General features: G+C 71.6%; 30 protein-coding genes and 1 tRNA gene. 18 read left to right on the plus strand and 13 right to left on the minus strand.

Annotated features, from left to right (window positions below):
* Nucleotides 1-20: 20 nt before the first annotated feature.
* Nucleotides 21-95 (minus strand) — tRNA-Glu (locus tag EYW40_RS00120).
* A 128-nt stretch (nucleotides 96-223) separates the two neighbouring features.
* On the opposite strand from EYW40_RS00120, the gene EYW40_RS00125 reads away from it, so the two are divergent.
* The 3 genes from EYW40_RS00125 to EYW40_RS00135 are packed head-to-tail and all read left to right on the plus strand — an operon-like array spanning nucleotide 224 to nucleotide 3,150.
* Nucleotides 224-955 carry a fumarylacetoacetate hydrolase family protein gene (locus tag EYW40_RS00125; protein WP_135819598.1) on the plus strand — a complete coding sequence of 244 codons (732 nt, stop codon included), beginning with the start codon at nucleotides 224-226 and terminating at the stop codon, nucleotides 953-955.
* 48 nt (nucleotides 956-1,003) lie between these two features.
* Nucleotides 1,004-1,546 (plus strand): gluconate 2-dehydrogenase subunit 3 family protein, encoded by a 543-nt coding sequence (locus EYW40_RS00130; RefSeq protein ID WP_135819599.1) that lies wholly within the window; start codon nucleotides 1,004-1,006, stop codon nucleotides 1,544-1,546.
* Nucleotides 1,543-3,150: a GMC family oxidoreductase gene (locus tag EYW40_RS00135; protein WP_135819600.1), complete on the plus strand. Its 1,608-nt coding sequence runs from the start codon at nucleotides 1,543-1,545 to the stop codon at nucleotides 3,148-3,150. The genes EYW40_RS00130 and EYW40_RS00135 overlap by 4 nt, the downstream gene beginning before the upstream one ends.
* Before the next feature lie 30 nt (nucleotides 3,151-3,180).
* Here the strand turns inward: EYW40_RS00135 and EYW40_RS00140 are convergent, their stop codons facing one another.
* Nucleotides 3,181-3,861 (minus strand): hypothetical protein, encoded by a 681-nt coding sequence (locus tag EYW40_RS00140; RefSeq protein WP_135819601.1) that lies wholly within the window; start codon nucleotides 3,859-3,861, stop codon nucleotides 3,181-3,183.
* A 175-nt stretch (nucleotides 3,862-4,036) separates the two neighbouring features.
* Here EYW40_RS00140 and hisC point away from each other — a divergent pair, with 175 nt between their 5' ends.
* The 6 genes from hisC to EYW40_RS00170 all read left to right on the plus strand — a co-directional run bounded on the left by hisC (nucleotide 4,037) and on the right by EYW40_RS00170 (nucleotide 7,992).
* The gene (gene hisC, locus EYW40_RS00145; RefSeq protein ID WP_135819602.1) at nucleotides 4,037-5,158 is read left to right on the plus strand and encodes a histidinol-phosphate transaminase; all 1,122 of its coding nucleotides are present in this window, start codon (nucleotides 4,037-4,039) and stop codon (nucleotides 5,156-5,158) included.
* Nucleotides 5,155-5,661 carry an adenylate kinase family protein gene (locus EYW40_RS00150; protein WP_135819603.1) on the plus strand — a complete coding sequence of 169 codons (507 nt, stop codon included), beginning with the start codon at nucleotides 5,155-5,157 and terminating at the stop codon, nucleotides 5,659-5,661. The genes hisC and EYW40_RS00150 overlap by 4 nt, the downstream gene beginning before the upstream one ends.
* Nucleotides 5,658-6,266, plus strand: a complete 609-nt coding sequence (locus tag EYW40_RS00155; protein ID WP_135819604.1) for a CDP-alcohol phosphatidyltransferase family protein — start codon at nucleotides 5,658-5,660, stop codon at nucleotides 6,264-6,266. Before EYW40_RS00150 ends, EYW40_RS00155 begins: the two co-directional genes overlap by 4 nt.
* 43 nt (nucleotides 6,267-6,309) lie before the next feature.
* Nucleotides 6,310-6,849, plus strand: a complete 540-nt coding sequence (locus EYW40_RS00160; protein WP_135819605.1) for a multiprotein bridging factor aMBF1 — start codon at nucleotides 6,310-6,312, stop codon at nucleotides 6,847-6,849.
* Nucleotides 6,850-6,918: 69 nt separating this feature from the next.
* Complete coding sequence (gene tpiA / locus EYW40_RS00165; RefSeq protein ID WP_135819606.1) at nucleotides 6,919-7,563, plus strand: triose-phosphate isomerase; 645 nt, start codon at nucleotides 6,919-6,921, stop codon at nucleotides 7,561-7,563.
* A 63-nt stretch (nucleotides 7,564-7,626) separates the two neighbouring features.
* Nucleotides 7,627-7,992 (plus strand): DUF8159 domain-containing protein, encoded by a 366-nt coding sequence (locus EYW40_RS00170; RefSeq protein ID WP_135819607.1) that lies wholly within the window; start codon nucleotides 7,627-7,629, stop codon nucleotides 7,990-7,992.
* On the opposite strand, the gene EYW40_RS00175 is transcribed toward EYW40_RS00170, so the two are convergent.
* Together EYW40_RS00175 and EYW40_RS00180 are read right to left on the minus strand one after the other, a co-directional pair.
* Nucleotides 7,982-8,368, minus strand: coding sequence for a DUF8048 family protein (locus EYW40_RS00175; RefSeq protein WP_135819608.1), 387 nt, complete (start codon nucleotides 8,366-8,368; stop codon nucleotides 7,982-7,984). The genes EYW40_RS00170 and EYW40_RS00175 overlap by 11 nt on opposite strands.
* Before the next feature lie 52 nt (nucleotides 8,369-8,420).
* Nucleotides 8,421-8,720: a PadR family transcriptional regulator gene (locus EYW40_RS00180; protein WP_135819609.1), complete on the minus strand. Its 300-nt coding sequence runs from the start codon at nucleotides 8,718-8,720 to the stop codon at nucleotides 8,421-8,423.
* A 135-nt stretch (nucleotides 8,721-8,855) separates the two neighbouring features.
* Here EYW40_RS00180 and EYW40_RS00185 point away from each other — a divergent pair, with 135 nt between their 5' ends.
* The gene (locus tag EYW40_RS00185) at nucleotides 8,856-9,470 is read left to right on the plus strand and encodes a toll/interleukin-1 receptor domain-containing protein (protein WP_135819610.1); all 615 of its coding nucleotides are present in this window, start codon (nucleotides 8,856-8,858) and stop codon (nucleotides 9,468-9,470) included.
* A gap of 30 nt (nucleotides 9,471-9,500) precedes the next feature.
* Here the strand turns inward: EYW40_RS00185 and EYW40_RS20130 are convergent, their stop codons facing one another.
* On the minus strand, nucleotides 9,501-10,199 hold the full coding sequence (locus tag EYW40_RS20130; protein ID WP_135819611.1) for a J domain-containing protein: 699 nt from the start codon (nucleotides 10,197-10,199) through the stop codon (nucleotides 9,501-9,503).
* A gap of 180 nt (nucleotides 10,200-10,379) precedes the next feature.
* Here EYW40_RS20130 and EYW40_RS00195 point away from each other — a divergent pair, with 180 nt between their 5' ends.
* On the plus strand, nucleotides 10,380-12,683 hold the full coding sequence (locus EYW40_RS00195) for a heavy metal translocating P-type ATPase (RefSeq protein ID WP_135819612.1): 2,304 nt from the start codon (nucleotides 10,380-10,382) through the stop codon (nucleotides 12,681-12,683).
* Between the two features lie 80 nt (nucleotides 12,684-12,763).
* Nucleotides 12,764-13,468, plus strand: a complete 705-nt coding sequence (locus tag EYW40_RS00200) for a helix-turn-helix domain-containing protein (protein ID WP_135819613.1) — start codon at nucleotides 12,764-12,766, stop codon at nucleotides 13,466-13,468.
* A gap of 24 nt (nucleotides 13,469-13,492) precedes the next feature.
* Here EYW40_RS00200 and EYW40_RS00205 read toward each other — a convergent pair whose 3' ends face one another.
* From EYW40_RS00205 to EYW40_RS00215, 3 genes are all read right to left on the minus strand, one after another.
* Complete coding sequence (locus tag EYW40_RS00205; protein ID WP_135819614.1) at nucleotides 13,493-13,807, minus strand: HalOD1 output domain-containing protein; 315 nt, start codon at nucleotides 13,805-13,807, stop codon at nucleotides 13,493-13,495.
* A 119-nt stretch (nucleotides 13,808-13,926) separates the two neighbouring features.
* On the minus strand, nucleotides 13,927-14,907 hold the full coding sequence (corA, locus tag EYW40_RS00210; RefSeq protein WP_135819615.1) for a magnesium/cobalt transporter CorA: 981 nt from the start codon (nucleotides 14,905-14,907) through the stop codon (nucleotides 13,927-13,929).
* A 189-nt stretch (nucleotides 14,908-15,096) separates the two neighbouring features.
* On the minus strand, nucleotides 15,097-15,663 hold the full coding sequence (locus EYW40_RS00215) for a DUF2391 family protein (protein WP_135819616.1): 567 nt from the start codon (nucleotides 15,661-15,663) through the stop codon (nucleotides 15,097-15,099).
* 79 nt (nucleotides 15,664-15,742) lie between these two features.
* Between EYW40_RS00215 and EYW40_RS00220 the strand changes: the two genes are divergently transcribed.
* Nucleotides 15,743-16,318: a class I SAM-dependent methyltransferase gene (locus tag EYW40_RS00220; protein ID WP_237560544.1), complete on the plus strand. Its 576-nt coding sequence runs from the start codon at nucleotides 15,743-15,745 to the stop codon at nucleotides 16,316-16,318.
* Between the two features lie 23 nt (nucleotides 16,319-16,341).
* Nucleotides 16,342-16,761, plus strand: coding sequence for a DUF3054 domain-containing protein (locus EYW40_RS00225; RefSeq protein ID WP_135819617.1), 420 nt, complete (start codon nucleotides 16,342-16,344; stop codon nucleotides 16,759-16,761).
* Here the strand turns inward: EYW40_RS00225 and EYW40_RS00230 are convergent.
* Nucleotides 16,758-17,972 (minus strand): MFS transporter, encoded by a 1,215-nt coding sequence (locus EYW40_RS00230; protein ID WP_135819618.1) that lies wholly within the window; start codon nucleotides 17,970-17,972, stop codon nucleotides 16,758-16,760. The two genes, EYW40_RS00225 and EYW40_RS00230, sit on opposite strands and share 4 nt — an antisense overlap.
* A gap of 387 nt (nucleotides 17,973-18,359) precedes the next feature.
* On the opposite strand from EYW40_RS00230, the gene EYW40_RS00235 reads away from it, so the two are divergent.
* Nucleotides 18,360-18,581, plus strand: a complete 222-nt coding sequence (locus EYW40_RS00235; RefSeq protein WP_135819619.1) for a DUF8015 family protein — start codon at nucleotides 18,360-18,362, stop codon at nucleotides 18,579-18,581.
* 114 nt (nucleotides 18,582-18,695) lie between these two features.
* Nucleotides 18,696-19,694, plus strand: a complete 999-nt coding sequence (locus tag EYW40_RS00240) for an ornithine cyclodeaminase family protein (RefSeq protein ID WP_135819620.1) — start codon at nucleotides 18,696-18,698, stop codon at nucleotides 19,692-19,694.
* 7 nt (nucleotides 19,695-19,701) lie between these two features.
* On the opposite strand, the gene EYW40_RS00245 is transcribed toward EYW40_RS00240, so the two are convergent.
* From EYW40_RS00245 to EYW40_RS00260, 4 genes are all read right to left on the minus strand, one after another.
* Nucleotides 19,702-20,751, minus strand: a complete 1,050-nt coding sequence (locus EYW40_RS00245; protein ID WP_135819621.1) for a presenilin family intramembrane aspartyl protease PSH — start codon at nucleotides 20,749-20,751, stop codon at nucleotides 19,702-19,704.
* Between the two features lie 91 nt (nucleotides 20,752-20,842).
* Nucleotides 20,843-21,070 carry an H/ACA ribonucleoprotein complex subunit GAR1 gene (locus tag EYW40_RS00250; RefSeq protein WP_135819622.1) on the minus strand — a complete coding sequence of 76 codons (228 nt, stop codon included), beginning with the start codon at nucleotides 21,068-21,070 and terminating at the stop codon, nucleotides 20,843-20,845.
* Nucleotides 21,070-21,351, minus strand: a complete 282-nt coding sequence (srp19, locus tag EYW40_RS00255) for a signal recognition particle subunit SRP19 (protein ID WP_135819623.1) — start codon at nucleotides 21,349-21,351, stop codon at nucleotides 21,070-21,072. Before srp19 ends, EYW40_RS00250 begins: the two co-directional genes overlap by 1 nt.
* A 38-nt stretch (nucleotides 21,352-21,389) precedes the next feature.
* On the minus strand, nucleotides 21,390-22,562 hold the full coding sequence (locus EYW40_RS00260) for a PGF-CTERM-anchored ABC transporter substrate-binding protein (RefSeq protein WP_135819624.1): 1,173 nt from the start codon (nucleotides 22,560-22,562) through the stop codon (nucleotides 21,390-21,392).
* 60 nt (nucleotides 22,563-22,622) lie between these two features.
* On the opposite strand from EYW40_RS00260, the gene btuC reads away from it, so the two are divergent.
* Together btuC and EYW40_RS00270 are read left to right on the plus strand one after the other, a co-directional pair.
* Nucleotides 22,623-23,729 carry a vitamin B12 ABC transporter permease BtuC gene (gene btuC, locus EYW40_RS00265; protein WP_135819625.1) on the plus strand — a complete coding sequence of 369 codons (1,107 nt, stop codon included), beginning with the start codon at nucleotides 22,623-22,625 and terminating at the stop codon, nucleotides 23,727-23,729.
* On the plus strand, nucleotides 23,726-24,970 hold the full coding sequence (locus tag EYW40_RS00270; RefSeq protein ID WP_135819626.1) for an ATP-binding cassette domain-containing protein: 1,245 nt from the start codon (nucleotides 23,726-23,728) through the stop codon (nucleotides 24,968-24,970). The genes btuC and EYW40_RS00270 overlap by 4 nt, the downstream gene beginning before the upstream one ends.

Here is a 24,970-nt window from a genome sequence, read left to right on the forward strand (position 1 = left end):
GCGAGTTGAACTGATAGAAGTGCTCCGTCTGGGATTTGAACCCAGGTCATCGGCTCGAAAGGCCGAAATGATTGGCCGGACTACACCAACGGAGCGGGCTGCATCAGACCGTACCGGGTTTTTGCTTATATGCCCATCGGATCGGGCTCACAGCGGGGCGGCCACGCCACGGTCGGCTACCGCTTTCCCAAAGGCTTAGCGGGGGTCACCCGTCTCCCCGGACATGAGACGCGTGCGCTTTCGCGACCAGGCCGGCGCGGTGCGAACGGGCGAGTGGACCGACGAGGGAATCGAGTTCGGCGGCGAGACGTACGACCCGGACGCCGTCGACGTGCTCCCCCCGTCCGAACCCTCGAAGATCGTCTGTATCGGCCGCAACTACGCGAAACACGCGGAGGAGCGAAACGAGGAGGTACCGGACCGCCCGCTGCTGTTCCTGAAGCCGCCCAACGCCGTCGCGGGCCACGGCGACGAGATCAGCCTGCCGGCCGGGAAAGAAGGGATCGAACACGAGGCCGAACTCGCCGTCGTGATCGGGCAGCAGTGCCGGAACGTCCCCGAGAGCGAGGCCGCAGAGGTGATCGCGGGCTACACCTGCATGAACGACGTGTCGAACCGCGAGGACCAGTCCCGGGAACAGAACTGGGTCCGCGGGAAGGCGTTCGACGGGGCCGCGCCGCTCGGTCCGGTCGTCGCGCCGCCGGAAGACGTGCCCGAGGACGCCCGGATCCGGTTGCGCGTGAACGGCGAGACGCGCCAGGACTCCTCGCTGGAACACCTCATCTTCCGCGTGCCGGAGCTGATCGCCGAGATAACGACCTACATGACGCTCGAACCCGGCGACGTGATCGCCACCGGAACGCCCGAGGGCGTCGGCCCGCTCACCGACGGCGACCGCGTCGAGGTCGAGATAGAGGGCGTCGGAACGCTGGCCCACACGGCGACACGGGACTGAGCAGACCGAACGACAAGTCCTAAGTTTTAGGTTTGCCTAATCACGCTGATGACGGAGCTGACGCGACGCGACGCGCTCGCCGCGCTGGCCTCCGGCGGCGTCGTCGTCGGGGCGGGCGCGGCCGGCTTGCGGCGGTCGCTCGCCGACGCGCCGGACGACGGCGTCGACCTCTCCGCGGAGCGCGAGCGCGACCTGCTTTTCGCCGTCGCCGAGGTCGTTTACCCGTCCGAACTCGACGGCGTGCGCGAGTTCGTCGAGACGTACGTCGCCGGCCGCGCGGACGACCGCGACGGGTACCGGGCGGCGACCCGCGAGGCGCTGGCGACGATAGACGAGCGCGCCCGGACGTGGCGGGACGCCGAGTTCCCCGCGCTGCCCCCCGACGAACGCGACGCCCACCTGCGCGAGATGGGGCTGCACAGCGCCGACGCCGACCCCGACGGCTACGAGTCCGCCCGGATCCGCTACTACGTCGTCAACGAACTGCTGTACGCGCTGTACAGTTCCCCGACGGGCGGCGAACTGGTCGGGATCGAGAACCCGCAGGGCCACCCCGGCGGGGGCGACACCTACCGGCGGGGGCCGCGATGAGCGCGGACGGCGACGTCGACCGCACGCCGTCCGAGCGCGCCGACGTCTGCGTCGTCGGTGCCGGGCCGGCCGGCGCGCTCGTCGCCCACCGGCTGAGCGCCCGCGGGTACGACGTGGTGGTGCTGGAGGCCGGCGAGCGGTTCGACGCCGCCGACCGCCCCGAGCGGATGGAGCGGGCGATCCGCCCCGGCCACGACCCGCTTGAGGTGTGGGACATGGGCGGAACGCGCGACGCCTACACCGCCGACGGCGAGCGGTTCTACCCGCTGAACGCCGGCCGCGTCAAGGGGGTCGGCGGCACGACGCTCCACTGGCAGGGCATGGTGATGCGGTTCCACGAGCGGGACTTCGAACTGCGCTCGCGGGCCGGCGTCGGGCGGGACTGGCCCATCGGCTACGACGACCTGCGCCCGTACTACGCCGAGGCCGAATCCGAACTCGGCGTCGCCGGGGCCGACGACAATCCCTTTGCCCCGCCCCGCGAGGAGCCGTTCCCGATGCCCGCGTTCCGCCCGTCGTACAGCGACTCGCTGTTCGCGGATGCCTGCGAGGAGCTGGGCATCGCGATGCACTCCGTGCCGAACGCGCGCAACTCCGAGCCCTACGACGACCGGAGCGAGTGCGTCGGCTACGGTACCTGCAAGCCGGTCTGCCCGTCGGGCGCGAAGTACTCCGCGGACGTGCACGTCCGCAAGGCCGAGCGCGAGGGCGCGCGCGTAGTCGACCGTGCCCCGGTCCAGCGGCTCGTCCACGGCGACGACGGCGAGCGCGTCGAGGCCGCCGTCTACGCGACGCCGGACGGCCGCGAACACCGCCAGGAGGCCCGGGAGTTCGTCCTCGCTGCGGGCGGCGTCGAGATACCGCGCCTCCTGTTGCTGTCGAAATCCGAGCAGTATCCCGACGGCCTCGCCAACTCCAGCGGCGCGGTCGGCCGGTACTTCATGGACCACCTCTTTGCCGGCACGAGCGGGCGGCTCGGTGAACCGACCCGGCAGAACCACGTCGGCTTCGTCACCAGCGAGTCCCACCAGTTCTACGACGACGGGGACGCCGACGTCGGCGCGTTCAAACTGGAGTTCCTCAACTACGCCGGCCCCTCGCCGGTCGAACTCGCGCTCTCGGGCGACGAGTGGGGCGACGACCTGCTCGGCTCGCTCCGGGGCGCGTACGGCGACCACGTCGCCGTCGGCGGCCTCGTCGGCCAGCTCCCGCGGAAGGAAAACCGCGTCACGCTCGACCCCTCGACCACCGACGACCACGGCAACCCGGTCCCGCGGATCCGCTGGTCGCTGGACGACCGGACGAAGCGCACGATCCGCCGCGCGAACGAGGTCCAGCGGTCGATACTGGAGGAACTCGGCGCGGAGGTCGGGACGGTCGTCGGCCCGACGTCGACCGGCCCCGCGTTCCACCACATGGGCACGACGCGGATGGGAACCGACCCGTCCGAGAGCGTGGTGAACCCGCGCCTCCGGACCCACGACCTGGCCAACCTGTGGATCCCCTCCAGTTCCGTCTTCGTCACGGGCGGCGCGCTGAACCCGACGCTGACCATCGCCGCGCTCGCGCTGAAAGCGGCGGATCACGTCGACGAGGCGCTGTAGGCGCGCCCCGCGATCCGGCGTCCCCCGGGCTCAATCGCGGCGGAGGTGCGTGTCGACGAACGTCCGCCAGGGTCGGAAGGGGAAGTCAGGTCCGGACTCGTCCCCGGGTTCGGGGCCGCTCTCCGCGTCGTCTTCGGTCTCGGGTTCGTCCTCGCCGCTCCCGCCGCAGTGGTCGCAGGTCTCCCCCCGGTTGAACGCCCGCAGGTCGTCCCGGATCGGCTCGCCGTCCACGCCGCGGGCGTCCTCCCACGTCCAGGTGAGCGTGTAGTCGTCGGGCGCGGCGACGTAGGCCCACCTGTCGTCGGACGCGTCGTCGGACCGGGCCAGCCACGTGAGTGCGTCGCCGATCCGGGGTTTGATCTCGGTCGCCGCCTCCTCGCACGCGCCGCCCTCACCGACTCGGATCGCGGCGACGTTGGCCTGCGCGACGACGACCTGCCGCGCCAACTGGAGCGCCTTGTCGGCCCCGGGTGGATCCCGGAGGACCGCGTACGTCGTCTCCCTGTCGTACCGCGCCCCGCTCCGGTCGAGGCGGAAGTGCGTCCGCGTGTCGCCGAACTTGGCGGGGTGGTTCTTCCAGTACTGGAACGGGCGCGGACAGTCGAGCGTCGCCGCCGCGGTACCCGTCGCCCCGGCGATTCCGACCGCCAGGCCGCCACTCGCGGCGACGCCGCGCCGCAGGACCGTCCGCCTCGTGACCTCCTCTGTCATCGTTACCGATCTGTCCCACGCCGGATCATTTCGTTATGACATCCGTTACCACAGTGCCGTTCGGGTAAGCCGGTCGTACTCCGGCGGAACGCGGGGATTAACGCCGCCCCGGGGAGCGTGGCCGCCGGCAACGGGCTTGAGCAACCTTAAGACCCGCCGCCCACTTCCCCCGACTATGCAACCGCGAGACCTGTCGGCCCACGACCCCTACGAGGCGGGCCGCGGGATAGAGGAGGTCGCCCGCGAACTCGGGCGGGACCCCGACGAGTTCGTCAAGTTGGCGTCGAACGAGAACCCGCTCGGGCCGAGCCCCGACGCCGCCGACGCGATCCGCGAGGCCGCCGGCCGGGCCAACTCGTACCCGACCGCGGCACACACGGACCTGACCGCCGCCGTCGCGGACGCCTGGGACGTCGCCGAGGCGCAGGTGTGGCTCGCCAACGGCGGCGACGGCGCGCTCGACTACCTCGCCCGCGCGGCGCTGTCGCCCGGCGACGACGTGCTCGTGCCCGACCCCGGCTTCTCCTACTACGCGATGAGCGCCCGCTACCACCACGGGGCCGTCCGGTCCTACCCCCTCGCGGCGGCCGACGACTACGCGATGGACGCCGACACCGTGCTCGACGCCTACGACGGCGAGCGCGTCGTCTACGTCACCTCGCCGCACAACCCGACGGGGCGCGTGATGGCGCTGGACGAAATCGAGCGCGTCGCGGCCGAGACGGACGAGGAGACGCTCGTCATCGTCGACGAGGCCTACGGCGAGTACGCGGCCGAACCCTCCGCCGTCTCGCTGGTCGGCGGCGTGGCGAGCAAGGAGGCGGGCCTCTCGGACGCCGCCGAGGACCGCGCCCCCCGCGACGACGTCGCCGTCCTGCGGACGTTCTCGAAGGCGTACGGCCTCGCGGGCGTCCGCCTCGGCTACGCCGTCGTCCCGGACGCGTGGGCCGACGCGTACGCGCGGGTCAACACGCCGTTTGCGGCCAGCGAGATCGCCTGCCGGGCGGGCCTCGCGGCGATGGGCGACCGCGAGCACGTCCGCGAGTCCGTGGAGACGGCGGCGTGGGCCCGCGAGTACGTCAGCGACCACGTCGACGCGCCGACGCTCCCGAGTTCGGGGAACTTCGTGCTCGTGGAGGTCGGCGACGGGACCGGGACGTACGAGGCGCTGAAGCGCCGCGGCGTCATCGTCCGTGACACGTCGAGCTACGGCCTCCCCGAGTACGTGCGGCTCACCTGCGGCACGCGCGAGGAGACCAGAACCGCCGTGAGCGAACTGAACGAGGTGCTCGCATGAGGGTCGCCGTCACCGGCACGCCCGGGACGGGCAAGACGACCGCGACCGAGCGGCTGGACGTCGACCTCGACGTGGTCCACCTCAACGAGGTCCTCCGCGAGGAGGGGCTCTACGACGAGGTCGACGAGGAGCGCGGCAGCGTCGTCGCCGACATGGACGCCGTCGCCGAGTGGCTCGGCGACTACGACGACGCCGTGATAGACTCCCACCTCGCGCACCACTTCGACGCGGACCGCGTCGTTGTGTTGCGCTGCCGTCCCGAGGAGATCGAGCGCCGCCTCCGCGAGCGGGGCGAACCCCCCGAGAAAGCCGAGGAAAACGCCGAGAGCGAGGCGCTGGACGTGATCCTCGCGGAGGCGGTCGACGCCCACGGCGAGGAGCGCGTGTACGAGGTGGACACGACCGACCGCGACCCCAACGAGGTGGCCGCCGCCGTCGAGGCCGTCGTCGCGGGCGAGCGCGAACCGAGCGCGGGCACCGTCTCCTTCGTCGAGTACCTATGACGCTGGACCAACTGCGCCCCTACGTCGACGGGCTGCTCGACCCGTGGGTGAGTGCGGCCGACCGCGTCGGCCTCACGCCCAACGGCGTCAGCGCCGTCGCGGGGCTGGTCGCCGTCGGCGCGGGCGTCGCGTACTACCTCGCCGGGGCCGACCCAGTCTGGTACGCCGTCGGCTCGGCGCTGGTCGTGCTCAACGGCTGGTTCGACGTGATCGACGGCGCGCTCGCCCGCCGGCAGTCGGTCGACTCGGAGGCCGGCGACCTGCTGGACCACGTGCTCGACCGCTACGCCGACATCGTCATCATCGCCGGCGTCGCCGCCGGCGTCGGGCGCTACGACCTCGGCCTCGCGGCGGTGACCGGCGTCCTGATGACCTCCTACCTCGGCACGCAGGCCCAGGCCGTCGGGCTGGACCGCCTGTACGCCGGCCTCGTGGGTCGCGCCGACCGGCTGGTGATCATCGCGGCGGTCGGCTTCGCGGCGGCGGCCGTCGACCCGACGGCCTACGGCCTCGGGCTGCCGGGGTGGCTGCTCGTCTTCCTCGCGGTCGTCGGCCACCTCACCGCAGTCCAGCGGTTCTACGAGGCGTGGGGCCGGCTCGACTGACCCCGTCGCATCATTTATACAGCGGCGCGATATACCCTCACGCATGGTTCAGTGTGAGATGTGCGGCGCGGAGACCTCGTCGCCGAAGAAGGTGAAAGTCGAAGGCGCGGAGTTGGACGTCTGCAGCGACTGCGCCGACTTCGGGACGGAGGTCAAGACCCAGTCCTCGTCCGGCGAGACGTCGACCAAGTACTCGACGTCGTCCGGCGGGTCCAGCTCGTCGTCCAGCGCCTCGGGCAGCACCTCGACGACGAGCTCCACCGGCGGCGGCTCCCGGAGCCGGTCGGACATGTTCGACGACATGGACGAGCTCGCGCAGGACTACGACGACCGCATCCGCAACGCCCGCGAGGACCGCGGGCTCTCGCAGGCCGACCTCGCCAACGAGCTCAACGAGAAGGCGAGCCTCATCCGGAAGTTAGAGCGGGGCGACACGCTCCCCAGCGACGAGGTGCAGTCCGAACTGGAGGGCTACCTCGACATCACCCTGAGCGGCAGCGGCGGCGGCGAGGACACCGAGTGGGAGGGCGGCTCCTCGACCGGCGAGTACACGCTGGGCGACGTGGTCAAGCGCAAGGACTGAGCCCGCCCGGCTCGGGCGACGCCTGCCGTTCTCGCAACCTATTTGTCCCGCCGCCGATGCGGTACGAGTATGTTCGTTCTCGTCAACCTGAAGGCGTACCCGTGTGACCCCGTCGCCGTCGCGGAGGCCGCGGCGGACGTCGACGACGACACCGACGCGGAGATCGTCATCGCGCCACAGGCCGCCCACCTGCCGGCCGTGGCCGACACCGGCGTGACGACGTGGGCCCAGCACGTCAGCCCCGTCGAGCACGGCAGCCACACCGGCAGCACGCTCGCCGAGGCGGCCGCCGACGCCGGCGCGACCGGCACGCTGCTCAACCACTCGGAGAACCGGCTGAAGCTCGCCGACATCGACGGTTCGCTCGACGCCGCCGAGCGCGTCGGCTTCGACACCTGCGTATGCGCGAACAACCCCGAGCAGGTCGCCGCGGCGGCCGCGCTCGGCCCGGACGGCGTCGCCGTCGAGCCGCCGGAACTGATCGGCACCGGGACGCCCGTCAGCCAGGCCGACCCGGACATCGTTCGGGACGCCGTCGCGGCCGCCGAGGACGTCGACGAGAGCGTCGACGTGTACTGCGGCGCGGGGATCAGTACGGGCGAGGACCTCGTGGCCGCCCGCGACCTCGGGGCCGACGGCGTCCTGCTCGCCAGCGGCGTGGCGAAGGCCGACGACCCGGCCGCCGCGCTCGCCGACCTCGTCGACCCGCTGTAACGACGGTCGACCCGGGTCGCCGACGACCCGCACTTCTATCCTCCCGGGCGCCCGAGGGTGAGTATGACCGATCCCGACGACCGCCCGCTCGCGGAGCGACTCGACGAACAGCTCATGGGACTTGGCGTCTACCTGACCGACGTGGAGGCCGGGGACGACCGACTGGCGATAGAGTACGAGACGGTCGCGCCCGGCGACGGCGTCCCGGGGCGGCAGGTCGGCCAGGTGCTCCAGACGGTCTGGTCCGTCCGCGGCGAGGACGCCGACCCCGTCAGCGTCGACGCGACGGTGACGGACGACGACGGGGAGCTTCGCGGCACCTGGCGCGCGGAGGCCGAGTGGGTCGAACGGCTCGGCGACGACCTGACCCAGACGGAGTTCTCGGAGCGGGTGCTCGACACCGTCGAGGAGCCGTCGGCTACGCCTTGAGAAGCGCCATTGGGTGCCCGTCGTCGAGGCTCGCCGGGCCGTCGCCGCCGTCGTCGGGCGCGGCCGCCCGGGCGGTCGCCTCGTGGACCGAGAGCACCGCCTCGAATTCCGCGTCGCTCATGTCGTGGTGGTCGGCGAACTGCCGCCAGATCCGCCGCGGGAGCGCGACGTAGTACGCCTCGCCGTCGGCGAAGGCGAGCGGGTCCTCGCGCAGCGTCGTCCGCCACTCGTACACCAGGCCGTCGACGCCGGGCAGGTCGGACATGCCCTCCTGGTGGCGCGAAAGCAGCGCCCGGAGGTCGTCGGCGTCGACGCCGGCGTCGGCCGCGGCGCTCCGGACCCGCTCGTCGGCGAAAAATGCCGGACTGTCGCTCATGGGCGTCCCTGCGTGCTCCACGAACACGTATCGTTCGCTTCGGCGGGGTCGCCTACGAGACCGTCGCGGACTCGGAGTCGCTCTCCAGGTACTCCTCCTCCCACTCGCGGCGCGCCTCTATCTCGCGTTTCCCCCGCTGGGTCAGCGCGTAGTAGTTGGTTCGGCGGTCGAGTTCCCCCTTCTCGACCAGCCCCTTGTCGACCAGCGTGTCGAGGTTCGGGTACAGCCGACCGTGATGTATCTCCGTCTCGTAGTACTTCTCGAGTTCGTCCTTGATAGCGAGTCCGTGTGGGTCGTCCAAGCCAGCGATGACCGTCAGCAGATCCCGCTGGAACCCTGTTAGATCGTGCATCGTTCCCCCCACCGTACTGTAATATCACACTCGGCATAAACGTATGGGGGTATCACACCACACCCCGCGGATCCGAGACGACGGGATCCGGCCGTCGGGAGAGGGTTTAAGCCTCGACCGATACAGGTTGGCCTCATGAGCGACGAGCGAGTGTTCGTCTCGCACGCGCCGGGGGATGGGGAACTCGTCGGGCGGCTGTTCCGGTCGATCCGGAACCTGCCCTTTGACGTCCACGTCGCGGGCGAGGAGGTGGAGCGGGGCCGCGACAGGGGGAGCCTCAGGGGCCGCATCGACGAGAGTTCCGTCACCGTAGCGGTGCTGACCCCGGCCGGGGCGTCGAACCAGTGGGTCAACCAGGAGATCGGGTACGCCGTCGCTCGGGGGGTAGACATCGTGCCGGCCACGTCGAGCGCGGACCTGCTCGGCGGCTACCTCGCCGGGTCCGACACGGTCACGCTCGACGGCGAGTCGATGGACCGGTCCGTGTTCGAACTCCTCTCGGCCCTGCGGAGCCTGCTGGCCCCGGTCGGGGGGCTGGACACGCCGAAGTGGTACCTCCCGTTCCACTGCACCGTCGAGGGCTGTTCGGCCGCCGTGACGCTCGACGTCGACCGCGACCAGCCCGGCCTGTGGCGGCTCCACGACCACGGGCGGACGATCCACGTCGACTGCGGCGAGTGCGGCGCGCGGTACCACTTCGACCCGGGGACGCTGGCCTTCCTCCGGCGGGAGACCCCACGCGCCGAGTGAGGCGGGGCGGGCGTCGCCCCCGCCCGCGGCTCACTCCGTGAGCCGCTCGTACGCCCGCTTGACGGCCTTGAACTCCGACTGGCTGCCGCCCGCGCGGTCCGGATGCGCCTCCTTTACCTTCTCCAGGAACGCCGACCGGATCGCCTCGTCGTCGGCATCGCCGTCGACGCCGAGCGTCGCGTACGCCTCGGCCCGGCGCATCCGCACCGCCTTCACGATGCCGTCCGCTAAGCCTTCGTCCTTGCAGTCCGGACAGAACGACTGCGTCCGGCCGTCGACCATCTCGACGCGGTACAGTTCGACGGTGAACTCCTCGCGACAGCCGTCGCAGGCGTTTCGCGTGACCGCCGTCTCGTCCGTCTCGTCCGTGGCCGAGCGGTCGGCCGCCCCGTCGGTGTCGTCGGCCGCCGCCCGGTCGCCCGTCGTCGACGTGCGGTCGTCGCCGCGGCCCGGGACGTGCCGCTCGCACTCCCCACAGCACAGCACGGACGTCCCGTCGGACAGCGTCACCTCCGTGAGGTCCGCCACGCGGTGCTCGGCCCCGCAGCCGTCACAGGAGCGGCGTCGCTGGTCCAGCCCGGCCGCCTTCTCGGCGGCCGTCTCGGCGTACTCGCGACACTCCGGGCAGCAGACCGCGGTGTGGCCGTCCGGCATCGTCACGGAGTACAGATCGTCGACCGGCAGGCTTCGCCCGCAGCCGTCACAGCCCCGCCTGTCGGTCACAGCCATCGTCGGCCGTTTGACTCTCGTCGTATATATGTCTTGCAGGTGGCAGGATGGGCGTCCGTTCCGGACGGCGTCACTGCCCACGAGTTAATAACTCGGATCCAGTTCTTTATTTACTACTGCGATCCCCGGCCGCTCTGATAGCAGGAGGATTAATAAACGAACGGTTCGTACTCACCGCCAATGAGCAACGAGACTGCGGACGGGCGGTCGATAACGCTCTCGGTCCCCGACATGGACTGTGCGTCCTGCGCGTCGAAGGTCGAGGGCAGCGTCGGGGAGGTCGACGGCGTCACGGCCATCAGCCCGAACCCGACGACCGGGAAACTCGACGTGACGTTCGACCCGGCCGCCGCCGACGCCGCCGACGTGACCGCCGCCGTCGAGGCCGCCGGCTACGAGGTCGCGGCGGGCGGCCCGGACGAACCGGGGGCCGACACGGCCGCCGTCTGGCGGAGCGCCCGCGCTGTCAAGACCGGCGTCGCCGGCGCGTTCCTCGCGCTCGCCCTCGTCGTGCAGTGGGGCGTCCCCGGCGCGAACGCGACGCTCGTGACCGCGCTGGGCGGGGAGTGGGCGCTGGCGGACGCGCTCTTCCTCGGGGCGGTCGCCGTCGGCGGCGAGGTGATCGTCCGCAACGGCTACTACTCGGCGCGGAACCTGAGCCTCGACATCGACTTCCTGATGACCGTGGCGATACTCGCGGCCACGGGGCTGACGCTCGCGGTGCCCGACGAGAACTTCCTGGTCGAGGCGGCGTCGCTCGCGGTCCTGTTCAACCTCGCGGAGGTGCTCGAACGCTACTCCGTCACGCGGGCGCGCCAGTCGCTGGCGGAACTGTTCTCGCTGGCCCCGGATACCGCGGTGGTCAGGCGCGACGGGGAACTCGTCGAGGTGCCGGTCGACGCGGTCGGCGTCGGCGAGACAGTCGTCGTGGAGCCGGGCGAGAAGGTGCCCCTCGACGGCGTGGTCACGGAGGGCGAGAGCGCGGTCAACGAGGCCCCGATCACCGGGGAGAGCGTCCCCGTCGACAAGCGCGAGGGCGACGACGCCTTCGCGGGCACGATAAACCAGCAGGGGTATCTGGAGATCCGCGTCACGGCACAGGCCGACGACAGCACGCTCGCCCGGATCATCGACCTCGTGGAGGGCGCACAGGAGAACCGGACCGACCGCGAGCAGTTCGTCGACCGCTTCGCCGGCTACTACACGCCGGTCGTGACGGCCGCGGCGATACTGACGGCCGCGGTGCCGCCCCTGCTCGGCGCGGACCCGGTGACGTGGGCCGTCCGCGGCATCGCCTTGCTGGTGATCGCCTGCCCCTGCGCGTTCGTCATCTCGACGCCGGTCTCGGTGGTGTCGGGGGTCACGAGCGCGGCGCGCAACGGCGTCCTGATCAAGGGCGGCGACCACCTGGAGACGATGGGCGAGGTCGACGCCGTCGCCCTCGACAAGACGGGGACGCTCACGACCGGCGAACTGTCGGTGACGGACGTGGTGCCGCTGGCCGGCAACGACGCCGCCGACGTGCTGGCCTGCGCCCGCGGCGTCGAATCCCGGAGCGAGCACCCCATCGGCGACGCCATCGTCGAGCACGCCGAGTCCGAGGGGGCCGAGGCCGGTGACGTCTCCGACTTCGAGGCGATCACCGGGCAGGGCGTCCGCGCGGACCTCGACGGGACGACCCACTACGCCGGCAAGCCTGCGTTCTTCGAGGACCTCGGTTTCGACCTCGATCACGTCCACGTCGCGACGGACGGCGGCGCGGCCCTCGCGGACGCCGGCGCGGCGGGGTCGGGCGGGGCCGTCGCCGACGAACTCCGGAGCCAGTGCGAGCGCCAGGGCTGTCTCGACCTCGTCGAGGGGACCATCCCGCGCCTGCAGGAGGAGGGGAAGACGGTGATCCTCGTCGGCACGGAGGACGCCATCGAGGGCGTCGTCGCCGTCGCGGACACGGTCCGGCCGGACGCGACGGCCGCCGTCGCGGCGCTCCGCGACGCCGGCGTCGAGCCGGTCATGCTCACCGGCGACAACGCCGGCACCGCCGCGGCCATCGCGGGCCAACTCGGGATCGATCGCTACGAGGCCGGCCTGCTCCCCGAGGAGAAGGTCGAGGCAGTCGAGGAACTCCGCGAGGAGTTCGGCACCGTCGCCATGGTCGGCGACGGGATCAACGACGCGCCGGCGCTCGCCGCCGCGGACGTGGGGATCGCCATGGGCGCGGCCGGCACCGACACGGCCATCGAGACGGCCGACGTGGCCCTGATGGCCGACGACCTCTCGAAGCTCCCCTACCTCGTCGACCTCTCCCGGACCGCCAACGGGGTCATCCGGCAGAACATCTGGGCGAGCCTCGGCGTGAAGGCGCTGCTCGCGGTCGGTATCCCGCTCGGCTACGTCAGCCTCGTCGTCGCGGTGCTGGCCGGCGACGTCGGCATGACGACGGCCGTCACCGGCAACGCGATGCGGCTCTCGCGCGTCCGGCCGTAGGCGTCGACGCCGCCCGTGCAACACATTACCACGGCCGGTACGACTAACACCATCGGCGGAGTAGCGGCCACCGTCCGACCATGTCCCGAGAGCCGCTCGACCGGCAGACCGGCCCGGTGGCCGAGGTGGAGTTCTCCTTTCGCGACCCGGAGTACCCGTTCGTGTCCGCGTCGGACTCGGAGGAGTGCGTCTTCGAACTCGCCGAGATGGTGCCCCGGGACGGCGGTCGCTACGCCGAGTTCTTCAACGTGACCGACGTCGAGCCCGGGCGGATCCTCGACCTCACGGCCGACCGGGAGACGGTCGACGTCTCCCTGCTCAGGGAGTACGAGCACGGGGGGCTGTTCGAGTTCCTCGTCTCCGGGGACTGCCCGGCCTTCGCGCTCGCCGAACTCGGCGCGCTCCCGCGGGACGTGTACGCCGCCGACGGCGAGGGGCGGATCGTCGCGGAGATACCCCCGCGGCACGACCCGTGCGACGTCGTCGACCGGTTCCTCGACGAGTCCCCCGGCGCGGAGGTGGTCAGGAAGCAGCGGAAAGAGGCCGTCACCCCGCTGCTCCCACAGTCGGGGTTCACCGAACTGCTGGCCGAGCGGCTCACCGACAGGCAGCGCGAGGTCCTGTGTGCCGCCTACGAGGCGGGGTACTACGACTGGCCCCGCGACTGTACCGGCGAGGAGGTCGCCGAGTCGCTCGGCATCTCCTCGGCGACGTTCTCGGAACACATCCACGCCGCCGAGCGCAAGCTCCTCGCGGCGGTCTTCGACGGCTCGGGCGCGAACTGACGGCCCGCTCGGGCCGCGACGGCCTCACGGACGGTCGCCGCGTTTCGACACCACGGCCCGGCCGTCGGCGTGCACGGAGACGGCGCAGCCTTCGAACCGGAACGAGACGACCGTCCCCGGGGACGTTCGACCGCGCTCGCCGCCCCGCCCGCACAGCCAGTCCAGCGCGTGCGGGTCGAGCGTCTCGTACAGCGGCTCCATGGCCGTGGGCTCGCTGTCGGTCGCCGCCGCGACCGCCTCGACGACGCTGTGGACGGCCGTCCGCCCGCCTCCCTGTGCGTGGCGTGCCGTGTACGTCTCGGACTCGGGATCGTACCGTACCGTATCTGTGCTGTCCATGCCGGGTGCCCCGGTGAACCACGCCGGCGGACGGGCTTAGTTCGTCACCCTACAACTCAAGGGACGCCCCTTGCGGTCCCCGGACGGCAGTCCGGATCGGGACACGGCGGTCGGGCGGGCTATAGCCACCCCTCGCGCCGGAAGTACGCCGCCATCCCGACCGCGAGCAGGGCCATCACTATCAGCACGGCCGGGTAGCCGTACCGCCACGTCAGCTCCGGCATGTTGTACGGGCTCCCGTCGAAGTTCATCCCGTACACGCCGGCGACGAACGTCAGCGGGAGGACGATGGTGGCGACGACGGTGAGCTTCTTCATCACCTCGTTGGTCGAGGCCGACAGCGAGTTCAGGTAGATGTCCCGCGCGCCGCTGGCCAGGTCGCGATAGGTCTCCACGAGGTCGACCAGCTGGACGACGTGGTCGTACACGTCGCGGTAGTACTTCTCGGCCTCCTCGGTGACCTGGTCGGGGTCGCCGCGTGCGAGCACGCTGGCGGCGTCCCGGACCGGCCACACGAGGCGGCGAAGCGAGAGCAGTTCCCGCCGGAGGCTCTGGATCCGCTCCAGCGTCCCCACGTCGGGCGAGTCGATCACCTCGTCCTCGACGCGTTCGATGTCGTCCTCTATCTCGTCCAAGAGGCCGTAGTAGTCGTCGACGATGCCGTCCAGGATCCGGTAGGCCGCGAAGTCCGCCCCGCGGGCGACCAGCCGGGCGTCGCCGCGCCCGACGGCCTCCCAGGCGCGCCTGACGGCGTCGATGCGGTTGGGAGCCAGCGTGACGACCCAGCCGTCCCCGAAGAAGATCCCGATGGGGTCCTCGACCAGTTCCTCCTCGAACGTCGTCTCCCCGCGGGCGAGTTCGGCCTCCTTGACCAGCACGAAGGTGTGGTCGTCGAACAGTTCCACCTTCGGCCGGACGCCGTTTTGCACGTCCTCCGTCTCCAGCGGATGGATCCCGAAGGTGTCCCTGATCGCCGTCAGTTCGGCCTCGGTGGGGCCGACGACGCGGACCCACGTCGTCCCCGGGGCGTCGCGGGCCGTCGCCACGTCGTCGTACGACGACGCCCCGGCCTCGTCGTAGACGATGGTCTCGACCGTCACGGCCGGTCCCCCCGGGACGCCCCGGTGACAGCCGCGGTCGCGCTCGCGCCCCCGACGGGCGGCGGTCGGTTCATGGCTCACCTATCGGCTGACCGGTACATAAAACGTCGCCGCGTTTACGGACTGCCGTACGGTACCGTCGGTAGCCGCTCCCCGGACGACGGCCGAACACGGGAACGGCGGTCCGTCTCACCCCTCGGGGAGGATGTCGCCGAGCGCGGCACCGATCGCCATCACGACGCCGGTGACGGTCGTCTGGCACGTCGCGACCCACGGCTCGGCCCAGTCGACGCGGCCCCACGCGGTCATCAGGACGAGGGCCGTCGCGCCGGAGACGACCAGGATACCGAGGAGGCGCCGGGGCACCACCCCGAACAGGAGGTCGCTCTCGACGTCCGCAAAGCCCACGGCGTGGAGGATGCCGACGGTGACGACCAGCCCGATCAGGACGGTCACGAGGAAGTACGGCGGATGATCGGCGATGTAGCGCCCGACGTCGAGCGTGCCGTCCTCGACCAGCATCGGGACGCCGAAGATGAGGCTGCCGACCAGCGCCTCGCCGGCGTCCCGAACGTCGAAACTCGACCGGATCCGGCCGAACAGGGGCGGGTTCTCGGCCTTCCGGAGCGTCCGCATCGTCTCCCTGACCTGCTTGCGCTCGTCCTCGGAGTCGACGATCCCCTCCAGTTCCTCCAGTTCGTCCATCGCGTCGTCGATCCCGGGTCGGTCCGGCGGTCGGTCGTCGGCTTGAGACATACCTGATCCGAGGGGACGCGACCGGGATAAAACGCCCGTCGCCCCAAGAGGGAAGCGCCCGCGCACCGACGGACGATCCGTGACGGGGGACGTCCGACCGTTCCACCGCTTCGCCCGGTGGTACGACCTCGCGATGCCCGGTGTCGACGCCGACGCGCTCCGGAGCGCGCTCGAACTCGCCGAGCGGCCGGTCCGGCGGGGACTGGACGTCGCCGGCGGGACGGGACGCGCCGCCCGGGGGCTGCCGGACGTCGAGTGGACCGTCGTCGACGCCGCGCAGGGCATGCTCACCCGCGCGGCGGACCGGGACCTCGCGGCGGTGCGCGGCGACGCGGCGCGGCTCCCGGTCCGCGAGGGGTCGGTCGATGCGGTGGTCGTCGTCGACGCGCTCCACCACGTCGCCGACCAGTCAGAAGCGGTCCGGGAGGCGTACCGCGTCCTCCGCCCGGGCGGCGTGCTCGCGGTGGCGGACTTCGACCCCCGGACGGTCCGCGGCCGCGCGCTCGTGGCGGCCGAGCGCGCCGTCGGGTTCGACTCGACGTTCCGGGAGCCTACCGCGCTGTCGGCCGACCTGCGGCGCGCGGGCTTCTCGACGCTGGTGCCCGAACCCGGCTTCGCGTACGTCGTGGCGGGCGTGAAACCGTCGGATGGATAACCCGGGAGGCCGCAGTTTCCGGCATGGCCTCGCACGACGCCGGAAACCGGTCGCCCGCCCGCCGGTCCGTGAGCGTGCTCGTCCCCGGCGACGCGCTCGTGGTCGCAGCGTTCCTGATCGTCGGTGAGCTGAGCCACGGCATCGACCCGGTCGCCCAGCCGCTCCACGTGCTCGAAACGATCGCGCCGTTCCTGGTCGGCTGGGCGGTCGCCGCGCCGCTGGTCGGCCTCTACGACGACGGCGCGCTGGCGACGCCGACGCGGACCGTCCGGCTGACGACGGCGGCGTGGCTCGGCGCGGCGAACGTCGGCCTCCTGCTCCGCGGGTCGCCGTACTTCGTCGGCGGGACGACCTGGCCGTTCCCGCTCGTCATCACCGGGATCGGGCTGCTGTTTCTCGTGACGTGGCGGGTCGCGGCCGGGCGCGTGCTCTCCGGGCGCTAACCCGTCGCGTAGTACAGCGCGACGCCGACCAGCGAGCCGACCGTCGCCACGCCCGCGAGCGCGAGGAACAGCGCCGTCGGCGTCGCGTACGTCAGCACCGCGCCGGCGAGCGTCCCGCCGAACGCGCCGACGCCGAACGTGCCGAGGTAGGTGAACCCGTAGGAGAGCCCGCGCGTCCCGGCCGGCGTGTACTCCGCGACAGTCGCCTGATACAGCGGCTGGACGCCGAACAGCGTGAAGCCAAGCGCCGCGCCGAGCGCGACCAGCGGGATTAGGCCGGCGTCGGCCGCCGGGACGAACAGGACCGCGAGCACGGCCAGCGTGGCGAACGCCGCCGCGATCCCCGCCTCCGTCCGGATCCGGTCGGTGAGCCGTCCGCCGACGTACTGGCCGGCCATCCCGACCGTGAGCAGGCCGACGTACGCGTAGCGCGCCGGTTCGAGGGTCGTCCCGGCGACGGGGACCGGCGACAGCGCCTCCACGTCGGCCAGCAGTTCGGGGAGGAAGGTGAGGACGCCGCGGTAGTACAGCCCGGACGCGACGACGACGGCGAAGACGCCGACGAACGCCCCGGCGAACAGCGACCGGCTCCCGGCGAGGAACTCCGCAAGCGAGGAGACGGGGTCGGCGCGCCCGTCGCCGTCGGCCGCTACCGCCGCGCCCTCCTCGACGTCGACTCGCAGCGCGTACAGGCCGCCGACCGCCGCGGGGAGCGCGAGCAGGCCGACGACGGTCCGCCAGCCGAAGGGGATCAGCAGGAGCGTGGTCGCGAGCGGCCCGACCGCGATGCCCGCGTTGCCGGCGATCCCGTGGTAGGCGAAGGCGCTCCCGCGCTCGCTGACGCCGGTGCTGATGAGCGAGAGCCCCGACGGGTGGTAGACGGACGCCGCTGTCCCCCACAGCAGGAGCGCGACGGTGATCACCGGGATGGATGGCGCGACGCTCAAAACGAGGAAGGAGCCGCTCATCCCGAGCAGGCAGGCGGCGATCACCCGCCGCGATCCGACCGCGTCGGCGACGACGCCGCCCGGCAGCGCGCCGATCCCGAACAGCGCGTACCCTGCGGTGACGACCAGTCCGATCGTCGCCTCGGTGACGGAGAACTCGACCAGCCAGACGGACACCAGGATCGGGATCGAGAGTTCGTACGTGTGCACCATCGCGTGGCCGACCATCACGAGGCCGACGATGGACCTGTCGTTGCCGTTCACGTGCCCGAGGCGTACGGCTCCCCCCGATTTGAAGCCGTCGAAAGGTGGGATGACAGCCCGGTTCCGGGGCTGGATCGGGCGCTCGGATGGAACCCCGCTGGCCCCCCTCCGCGCGCACTCGATAGTATGGCACACAGTCACTAATAGGCGGATGAACGCCCCAAATAATGCCAAGCGTTCGAACGGTTTCGCCGTTTACTGTTCACGACCGTCGGCGACCTCGATAGATCGGCCGTTAGAGGCCGTCTACGGGCCGGAACGGCGTCTATAACTGATTGATAACTTATGGCGATTATCTACACCGAATACCAGTCGCCAACGCATGAAATACCAGGTGCCTATGGGGAACACTTATATGCGTATCCTGCATACTATGTAATAGAAATCATGACCGGATACTACGACCTCGTTCTCGGCCTCATTCCGCTCGCACTCCTCGGCCTCACCGGCGCGCTCACCGTCGCCGGACTCGGGCTGACGACCGCCGTCCCGGTGGCCGCCACCGTCTCCGTGGGCCTCATCGGGCACGCGATGTTCGTCAACGCCCCGACCGACGAGGGCGCGTCGACGAACGCCTCCGCGAACGTCGCGCCGGTCAACGCCGACTGAGCCGTTCGCCGCCGTCTACGCTCTCCCTGTTTTCTCCGCTTTTCCTCGTTTCCTCTCCCCTTTTCCGAACGCCGTCTACCAACGTTTTTGCCGCCGGTCCCCGTTGGTCCGCGCATGACGAGCACACGGTTCCTGACGAGCGACGACGTCGCCGGCCTCGCCTCGCCCGCGGAGTACGTCGACGCGGTCCGCGAGGGCTACCGCCAGCGCGGCGAGGGCGCGCCCGCCGAACCGCGGACCAAGCTCCGAAACGAGTCCCCGCCCGGCATGCTGACCGGGTACTCCGCGGTGCTGCCCGACACCGGTGCGATGGGCGGATACATGTACGCCGCGGGGTTCGGCGCGGCCGACGCCTGGTTCGTCACGCCGCTGTTCGACGCCGAAAGCGGCGAGCCGCTCGCGCTGCTGGACGGCGCGAGCATGAACCCCTTCAAGACCGGGGCGGCCGGCGCGGTCGGCGTCGACGCCCTCGCGCGGCCGGACGCGAGCCACGTCGCGCTGATCGGCAGCGGCGCGCAGGCCCGCGGCCAGTTGCGCGCGACCGTGACGGTCCGGGACGTCGAGACCGTCGACGTCTACTCGCCCACCAAGGAGAACCGCGAGTCGTTCGCGGCGGAGATGAATGAGCGCCTCGACGCCTCCGTCGCCGCCGTCGCCAGCAGCTCCGCGGCCGTCGAGGAGGCCGACGTCGTCATCACGGCGACGACGGCCAGCGAGCCGGTGTTCGACGGCGGGATGCTCGCCGACGGCGCACACGTCACGGCGATGGGGCAGTACGACCCCGAGAAGCGCGAACTCGACGCTACCACGATCGAACGCGCGACGTACGTCCCCGACCTGCGCGAGCGCGTCACGCAGGACGCCGGCTCGTTCATTCACGCGCTGGAGGAAGGCGTCGTGAGCGAGGACCACGTCCACGCCGAACTCGGCGAGGTGGTCGCCGGCGAGGCCCCCGGCCGCGAGAGCCCGGACGAGGCGACCGTGTTCGACAGCGGCGGCACGGGGATCGAGACGGTCGCCGCCGCCCACATGCTGTACGAACGAGCCGCCGAGCGGGACCTCGGGTCGGAGATCGAGTTCGCGCCCGCCAGCGAGGCGCTGACGGGGGAGTAGCGACCGGTTACAGCCCGAGCGCCTGGACGAGCGTCAGGCCGCTCGCCATCGCGCCGACGAGGTAGCCGCCGATCGCACCGCCGTTGAGCAGCGGGAGGCCGGCGTGTGCCCGCCCCTTCAGCACCATCGTCATCAGCGCGAGCAGGCCGAGCGTCGTCCCGACCATCGCGGACAGCGCCGCGAGGTTGAGCGCGATGCCCGGCACTTCTATCGTCCCGGCGTCGACGAAGAAGGCCGCGCTGGCGACGATGATCGTCGGCATCACCGCGTCGCCGAGGCCGATGAACAGCGCGTCGCGCTCCATCGGTCCTTCGTCGGTGACCGAGTCGGCGTCCCCGTCGGCCGCCGGCTCGCCGCCGTTCGGCGCAGCCGCGGCGGCGTCGGCGGTTCCCTCGGGGTCGTCGGCCCCCTCGCCGTCGGTCGAGTCCGCGCCGTCCCCGGCGTCGAGGAAGGAGTACGGCAGCGACGTCGGGACCACGAACATGATGGGGACGTTCAGGTCCATCACGCCCTCGGCGAGCGTGAGCATGTGTTCGGTGCCGTAGACGCTGATCGCGTCGTAGACGGCGAGCGCCGTCAGGAGGACGATGGCGGGCAAGATGCCGAAGCTGATCCCGAAGATGCCCGCCGCGCCCGCCCCCATGATGATCCCGGCCGCGTCGATGACGTACCACTCGGGGTGGACGAGTAGACCGACGACGATGGCGGCCGCGCCCGCGACGGCGAGGACGTTCACCGCCGCGCCGCCGGCCGGGACGGTGACGACCGGCGGCACGACGACGTTCAGGACGTACCACGACAGCAGGCCGCTGGTGAAGACGATCAGCCCGCGGATGAACCAGCGGGCGTCGAACTTGATCGCGGCCAGCATCACGACCGTCGCGACGAGGATCGCCCCGAGGTAGGCGAAGCTGTTGGTCGTGTCCCCGGGGTCCTCGGTCGCCTGATACCCCGCCGACTGGAACGGTTCGACCAGCGCGAGCGCGCCGACCTGTACCAGAAGGAAGATGCCGACGGTCGCGGCGACCGCGGCGTACGCGCGATGTCGCTGTTCCATGTGCGCGCCGGTTGGGCCGCCCGCGGTATTGCAGTTGCGTTCCGTCCGTCCCGCCCTCTCGGCCGGCCGAACGGGTCGGCCGCGCCCGCCGCTACCGGGCGTACAGCTTCTCACCCAGCATGGGCGCGAGCCGGCGGTCGTCGTCCGGGGAGACGGCGACGTACGGGCGGGAGACGGGGCCGAACACGTCGACCACGCGGCCCACCTCGTTCAGCGACTCGTCGACCGCCTCGGTGCCGATGTCGGGTGTCGCGTCGTCGGGCACACGCAGGATCAAAAGGCCCTGTGCCGTCCGCACGACCTCGCCGAGCCGGTCCATCAGTCCCGGAGGGCGGCGACGTACGCGGCGACCGCCTGGACGATGTCGTTTTTCGCGTCGTCGTCCGCGTTCTTGATGAGCACCCGGCCGCGCTCCTCGTACCCCTCGCGGGAGTAGGCCTTGTCGCGTTCGATCACGGCGTCGTAGCCCACCTGTCCGGCCGCCTCGGCTATCTCGTCGACCGTCGGTTTCGGTACGGCGACGTCCGCCGGAACCCGGCGGCCCTCGGTGCGGCTCAGGTCCGCGTCGAGATACGCGGGCCAGATGACGTTTTCGACCATACGGCCCGCTCGTCTCGCCGCGTTAACAACCTTTCCGGTCAGCGGCGACGCGCGAGCGCCAGCGCCGCCACCAGCGCGGCGACCGCGGCCCCGACGCCCATGCCGGGCTGGCCGCCGCCGTCGCTGGTCTCGGTGTCGTCGCTGCCGCCGTCGTCGCCCATACCGCCGTTATCCGTCGTCGTGGTCGTCCCGTCCGTTCCGGCGTCCCCGCGGATGCTGGCGTTGGCCTCGGCGTACGCCTCGGGGTGGATCGACTGTGCGACCTGGCTGATCGGGATCACGACCCGCGGCGCGGGCTGGTTGAGGTAGTTGGCGTTCACCTCGATGATCTGGTCCTCCTGGACCGCGGTGGTCGCGGAGAGCGCCTCGGTCTGCTGGAGGCCGTACTGCTCCTGGACCAGTATCCACTCGGGGTTCTGCGCGACGACAACCTCGTTCGACAGGGTGTCGTAGCCGGTGACGTTGGCCGACGCGGCGATGTTCTCGCCGCCGCCGAGTTCGATGATCCGGTTGATGAACGTCCCCTCGCCGGCGGTGAAGCCGCCGGTCATCTGGTAGTACACCGTGCCGGGCTCCTCGCCGCTGACGGCCTCCTGCACGACCCGGATGTCGGTCCGCATCTCGCCGACGGCCTCGGCCGCGCCCTCACAGTTACCAGTGAGGCGACCCGTGGTGTTTGTCTTCTCGTAGATGTCCCCTATCGACTCCGCCATGCGGAACTCGTACACCGGCATCCCGACCTCGCGGAGCTGGCTGATCGTCGAGTCGGGCGTGCTGTTCGGCGCGAGCACGAGGTCGGCGTCCGTGGCGACGGCCGTCTCGATGCTCACGGAGACGCCGTCGTCCTGACTGATGTCGGTCTTGCCCTCGCGCCCGTCGAGGTAGTCGGTGTACTGGCTGATCGGCAGCCCGGTCACCTGCCCCTGGGCTCCGATCTCCCACATCGTCTGGGCGGCGCTTGGCTGGAGCGCGACGACCGACTCCGGGCGCTCCTCCAGCGTCAGTTCGTTCCCCTTCGCGTCGGTCACCGTGACCGGGAACGAGCAGTTCTCCTGTGCGGTCGCGGACGCGGCGAACGCCCCGTCGGCGCTCGCCGGCGTCGCCGCGGCCGTGCCGGCCGCCGACGCGCCGGCGGCGGGCGCGGCGAGGGCGACGACGCTCGCCGCGACGACAAGCAGTGCAACCATCCGTCGAACTCCGTCTCGTGGCATCGTCCGCCCTTCGCCGGGGAGTCAATAAATATTTATCTAACCCAACTCAGATTGCGTAGTATGCGAACCGGCGCTCGCGCGGCCGCCTGGTCGGCCGCCCTCACCGCCCTCCTCGCGGCCGTCGTCGTCGTGAGTGCCGCCATCGGTCCGGTGACGCTCGACTACGTCGTGGTGGCGAAGGCGGCGGTCAACGCGGTCGCCGTCCCGTCGTCGCTGGACCTGACCGTCTCGTCCACGCCGCTTCCGTACCTCCCGGCGTCGGTCCCGGTGCCGGGCCTCGACGTGAGCTACGTCCGCCCGTTCTCGCTGTCGACCCCCGAGACCGCCCAGCGCATCGTCGGCCAGCTCCGCCTCCCGCGGATCGTCCTCGGTGCCGTCGTCGGCTTCGCGCTCGGCGCGGCCGGGACGGTGATGCAGGGCTTCTTCCGCAACCCGATGGCCGACCCGTCGATCATCGGCGTCTCGTCGGGGGCGGCCGTCGGCGCGGTCGCCGCCATCGCCGTCCCGGGGATGCTCCCAGTCGGCCCGCGGACGGCGGCGTTCGCCGGCGCGCTGGCGACCGCCTTCCTCGTCTACGCCATCGCCACCGAGGGCGGGCGGACGCCCGTGGCGACGTTGTTGCTCGCCGGCGTGGCGGTCCAGACGTTCCTCGGCGCGGTCATCTCGTACCTGCTCGTCATGAGCGGCCGCCAGCTCCGCGAGGCGGTGTACTGGCTGATGGGGAACCTCCGCGCGTCGACGTGGGGCGAGGTGGAGTTCGCCCTGCCGGTCGTCCTCGCCGGCTTTCTCGTCCTGCTCGCGTTCGCCCGGGACCTCAACGTCCTCCTGCTCGGGGAGACCGACGCGACCCACCTCGGCGTCGAGGTAGAGCGTACGAAGCGCCTGCTGCTCGGGCTGGCGAGCGTCGTCACCGCGGCCTCCGTCGCCGTCGTCGGGGTCGTCGGCTTCGTCGGCCTCATCGTCCCCCACATGCTGCGGCTTATCGTCGGCCCGGACCACCGCATCCTGCTCCCGACGAGCGCGCTCGCCGGGGCCTCCTTTCTCGTCGCCACGGACACGCTCGCGCGCTCCGGCCCCGCGGAGGTGCCGGTCGGCATCGTCACCGCGGCGCTGGGCGCGCCCTTCTTCCTCTTCCTGCTCCGCCGCCGGGAGGTGACCGCGCTGTGATCGAGGTCGACGGCGTCTCCGTCTCGCTGGGCGGGGCCGAGGTGCTGTCCGACGTCGACGCGGCGGTCGACCGCGGCTCGTTCGTCGGGCTGGTCGGCCCGAACGGCGCGGGCAAGACGACGCTGCTCCGAACGATGAGCGGGGCACTCGCGCCCGACGCCGGCTCGGTCCGGATCGGCGGGGACGCCGTCCACGACCTGCCCTCGAAGGCGGCCAGCCGCCGGGTCGCGGTCGTCCCGCAGGAGACCCACCTCGCCTTCGAGTTCGACGTGGAGACGGTCGTCGGGATGGGCCGGCACCCCCACCGCTCGCGCTTCGGCGGCCCCTCGGAGCGCGACCGCGAGGCCGTCGCCGACGCGATGGAGCGCACCGGCGTCGCGCGGTTCGCGGACCGCTCGGTCGGCGCGGTCAGCGGCGGCGAGCGCCAGCGCGTCCTGCTGGCCCGCGCCGTCGCACAGGACGCGCCCGCGCTCCTGCTGGACGAACCGACCGCGAGCCTCGACGTGAACCACCAGGTCGAGACGCTCGAACTCGTCGCGGACCTGGTCGCCGACGGGAAGACGGCCGTCGCGGCCATCCACGACCTCGACCTCGCGGCCCGCTACTGCGACGAACTCGTCATGCTCTCGGACGGCGGCGTCCTCGCGTCCGGCCCGCCGGCGGAGGTGGTGTCGGAGGCCAACCTCGCCGAGGCCTTCGACGCCGACGCCGTCGTCTCGCGGGACGGCGCGACGGGGAGCCTCTCGGTCACGGCGCTGCCGGACCGCCCGTCGGCGGACGCGACCGTCCACGTCGTCGGCGGCGGGGAGACCGGCGCGCGCGCCATCGACGCCCTCGGGGCCGCCGGCTTCGACCGGACGGCCGGGCCGCTCCCGGTCGGCGACGCGGCCGCCGAAACCGCACGCTCCCAGGGCGTCGACGCGGTGACGACGCCGCCGTTTTCCGCCGTCGACGGGGGGACCGTCGAGGCGGTCCGCGAGCGCGTCGCGGCGGCCGACGTCACGGTCGTCGCCGACCTCGCTGTCACGCCCGGCAACCGCGACGTGCTGGACGCCGTCGCGGAGGCCGACCGGCCGGTCGTCGTGGAGACCCGGCCCTTCGCGGAGCGCAACCGGGCCGGCGACCGCGCCCGGGAGCGCTACGAGCGCCTGCGGCGGCGCGCGACGGTCGTGACGGCCGACGACGTGGCCGCGGCGGCGCGGGAGCTACGCGGGACGGTGCCGGCGGAGATAGAACAGTGA

The organism is Halostella litorea (assembly GCF_004785955.1).
Taxonomy (GTDB): domain Archaea; phylum Halobacteriota; class Halobacteria; order Halobacteriales; family Natronoarchaeaceae; genus Halostella; species Halostella litorea.

Excerpts from the sequence above, each read along its gene's own strand:
- EYW40_RS00125 (WP_135819598.1), top strand. The coding sequence starts at position 224 with ATGAGACGCGTGCGCTTTCGCGACCAGGCCGGCGCGGTGCGAACGGGC.
- EYW40_RS00130 (WP_135819599.1), top strand. The coding sequence starts at position 1,004 with ATGACGGAGCTGACGCGACGCGACGCGCTCGCCGCGCTGGCCTCCGGC.
- EYW40_RS00135 (WP_135819600.1), top strand. The coding sequence starts at position 1,543 with ATGAGCGCGGACGGCGACGTCGACCGCACGCCGTCCGAGCGCGCCGAC.
- EYW40_RS00140 (WP_135819601.1), bottom strand. The coding sequence starts at position 3,861 with ATGACAGAGGAGGTCACGAGGCGGACGGTCCTGCGGCGCGGCGTCGCC.
- hisC (WP_135819602.1), top strand. The coding sequence starts at position 4,037 with ATGCAACCGCGAGACCTGTCGGCCCACGACCCCTACGAGGCGGGCCGC.
- EYW40_RS00150 (WP_135819603.1), top strand. The coding sequence starts at position 5,155 with ATGAGGGTCGCCGTCACCGGCACGCCCGGGACGGGCAAGACGACCGCG.
- EYW40_RS00155 (WP_135819604.1), top strand. The coding sequence starts at position 5,658 with ATGACGCTGGACCAACTGCGCCCCTACGTCGACGGGCTGCTCGACCCG.
- EYW40_RS00160 (WP_135819605.1), top strand. The coding sequence starts at position 6,310 with ATGGTTCAGTGTGAGATGTGCGGCGCGGAGACCTCGTCGCCGAAGAAG.
- tpiA (WP_135819606.1), top strand. The coding sequence starts at position 6,919 with ATGTTCGTTCTCGTCAACCTGAAGGCGTACCCGTGTGACCCCGTCGCC.
- EYW40_RS00170 (WP_135819607.1), top strand. The coding sequence starts at position 7,627 with ATGACCGATCCCGACGACCGCCCGCTCGCGGAGCGACTCGACGAACAG.
- EYW40_RS00175 (WP_135819608.1), bottom strand. The coding sequence starts at position 8,368 with ATGAGCGACAGTCCGGCATTTTTCGCCGACGAGCGGGTCCGGAGCGCC.
- EYW40_RS00180 (WP_135819609.1), bottom strand. The coding sequence starts at position 8,720 with ATGCACGATCTAACAGGGTTCCAGCGGGATCTGCTGACGGTCATCGCT.
- EYW40_RS00185 (WP_135819610.1), top strand. The coding sequence starts at position 8,856 with ATGAGCGACGAGCGAGTGTTCGTCTCGCACGCGCCGGGGGATGGGGAA.
- EYW40_RS20130 (WP_135819611.1), bottom strand. The coding sequence starts at position 10,199 with ATGGCTGTGACCGACAGGCGGGGCTGTGACGGCTGCGGGCGAAGCCTG.
- EYW40_RS00195 (WP_135819612.1), top strand. The coding sequence starts at position 10,380 with ATGAGCAACGAGACTGCGGACGGGCGGTCGATAACGCTCTCGGTCCCC.
- EYW40_RS00200 (WP_135819613.1), top strand. The coding sequence starts at position 12,764 with ATGTCCCGAGAGCCGCTCGACCGGCAGACCGGCCCGGTGGCCGAGGTG.
- EYW40_RS00205 (WP_135819614.1), bottom strand. The coding sequence starts at position 13,807 with ATGGACAGCACAGATACGGTACGGTACGATCCCGAGTCCGAGACGTAC.
- EYW40_RS00215 (WP_135819616.1), bottom strand. The coding sequence starts at position 15,663 with ATGTCTCAAGCCGACGACCGACCGCCGGACCGACCCGGGATCGACGAC.
- EYW40_RS00225 (WP_135819617.1), top strand. The coding sequence starts at position 16,342 with ATGGCCTCGCACGACGCCGGAAACCGGTCGCCCGCCCGCCGGTCCGTG.
- EYW40_RS00235 (WP_135819619.1), top strand. The coding sequence starts at position 18,360 with ATGACCGGATACTACGACCTCGTTCTCGGCCTCATTCCGCTCGCACTC.
- EYW40_RS00240 (WP_135819620.1), top strand. The coding sequence starts at position 18,696 with ATGACGAGCACACGGTTCCTGACGAGCGACGACGTCGCCGGCCTCGCC.
- EYW40_RS00245 (WP_135819621.1), bottom strand. The coding sequence starts at position 20,751 with ATGGAACAGCGACATCGCGCGTACGCCGCGGTCGCCGCGACCGTCGGC.
- EYW40_RS00250 (WP_135819622.1), bottom strand. The coding sequence starts at position 21,070 with ATGGACCGGCTCGGCGAGGTCGTGCGGACGGCACAGGGCCTTTTGATC.
- srp19 (WP_135819623.1), bottom strand. The coding sequence starts at position 21,351 with ATGGTCGAAAACGTCATCTGGCCCGCGTATCTCGACGCGGACCTGAGC.
- EYW40_RS00260 (WP_135819624.1), bottom strand. The coding sequence starts at position 22,562 with ATGCCACGAGACGGAGTTCGACGGATGGTTGCACTGCTTGTCGTCGCG.
- btuC (WP_135819625.1), top strand. The coding sequence starts at position 22,623 with ATGCGAACCGGCGCTCGCGCGGCCGCCTGGTCGGCCGCCCTCACCGCC.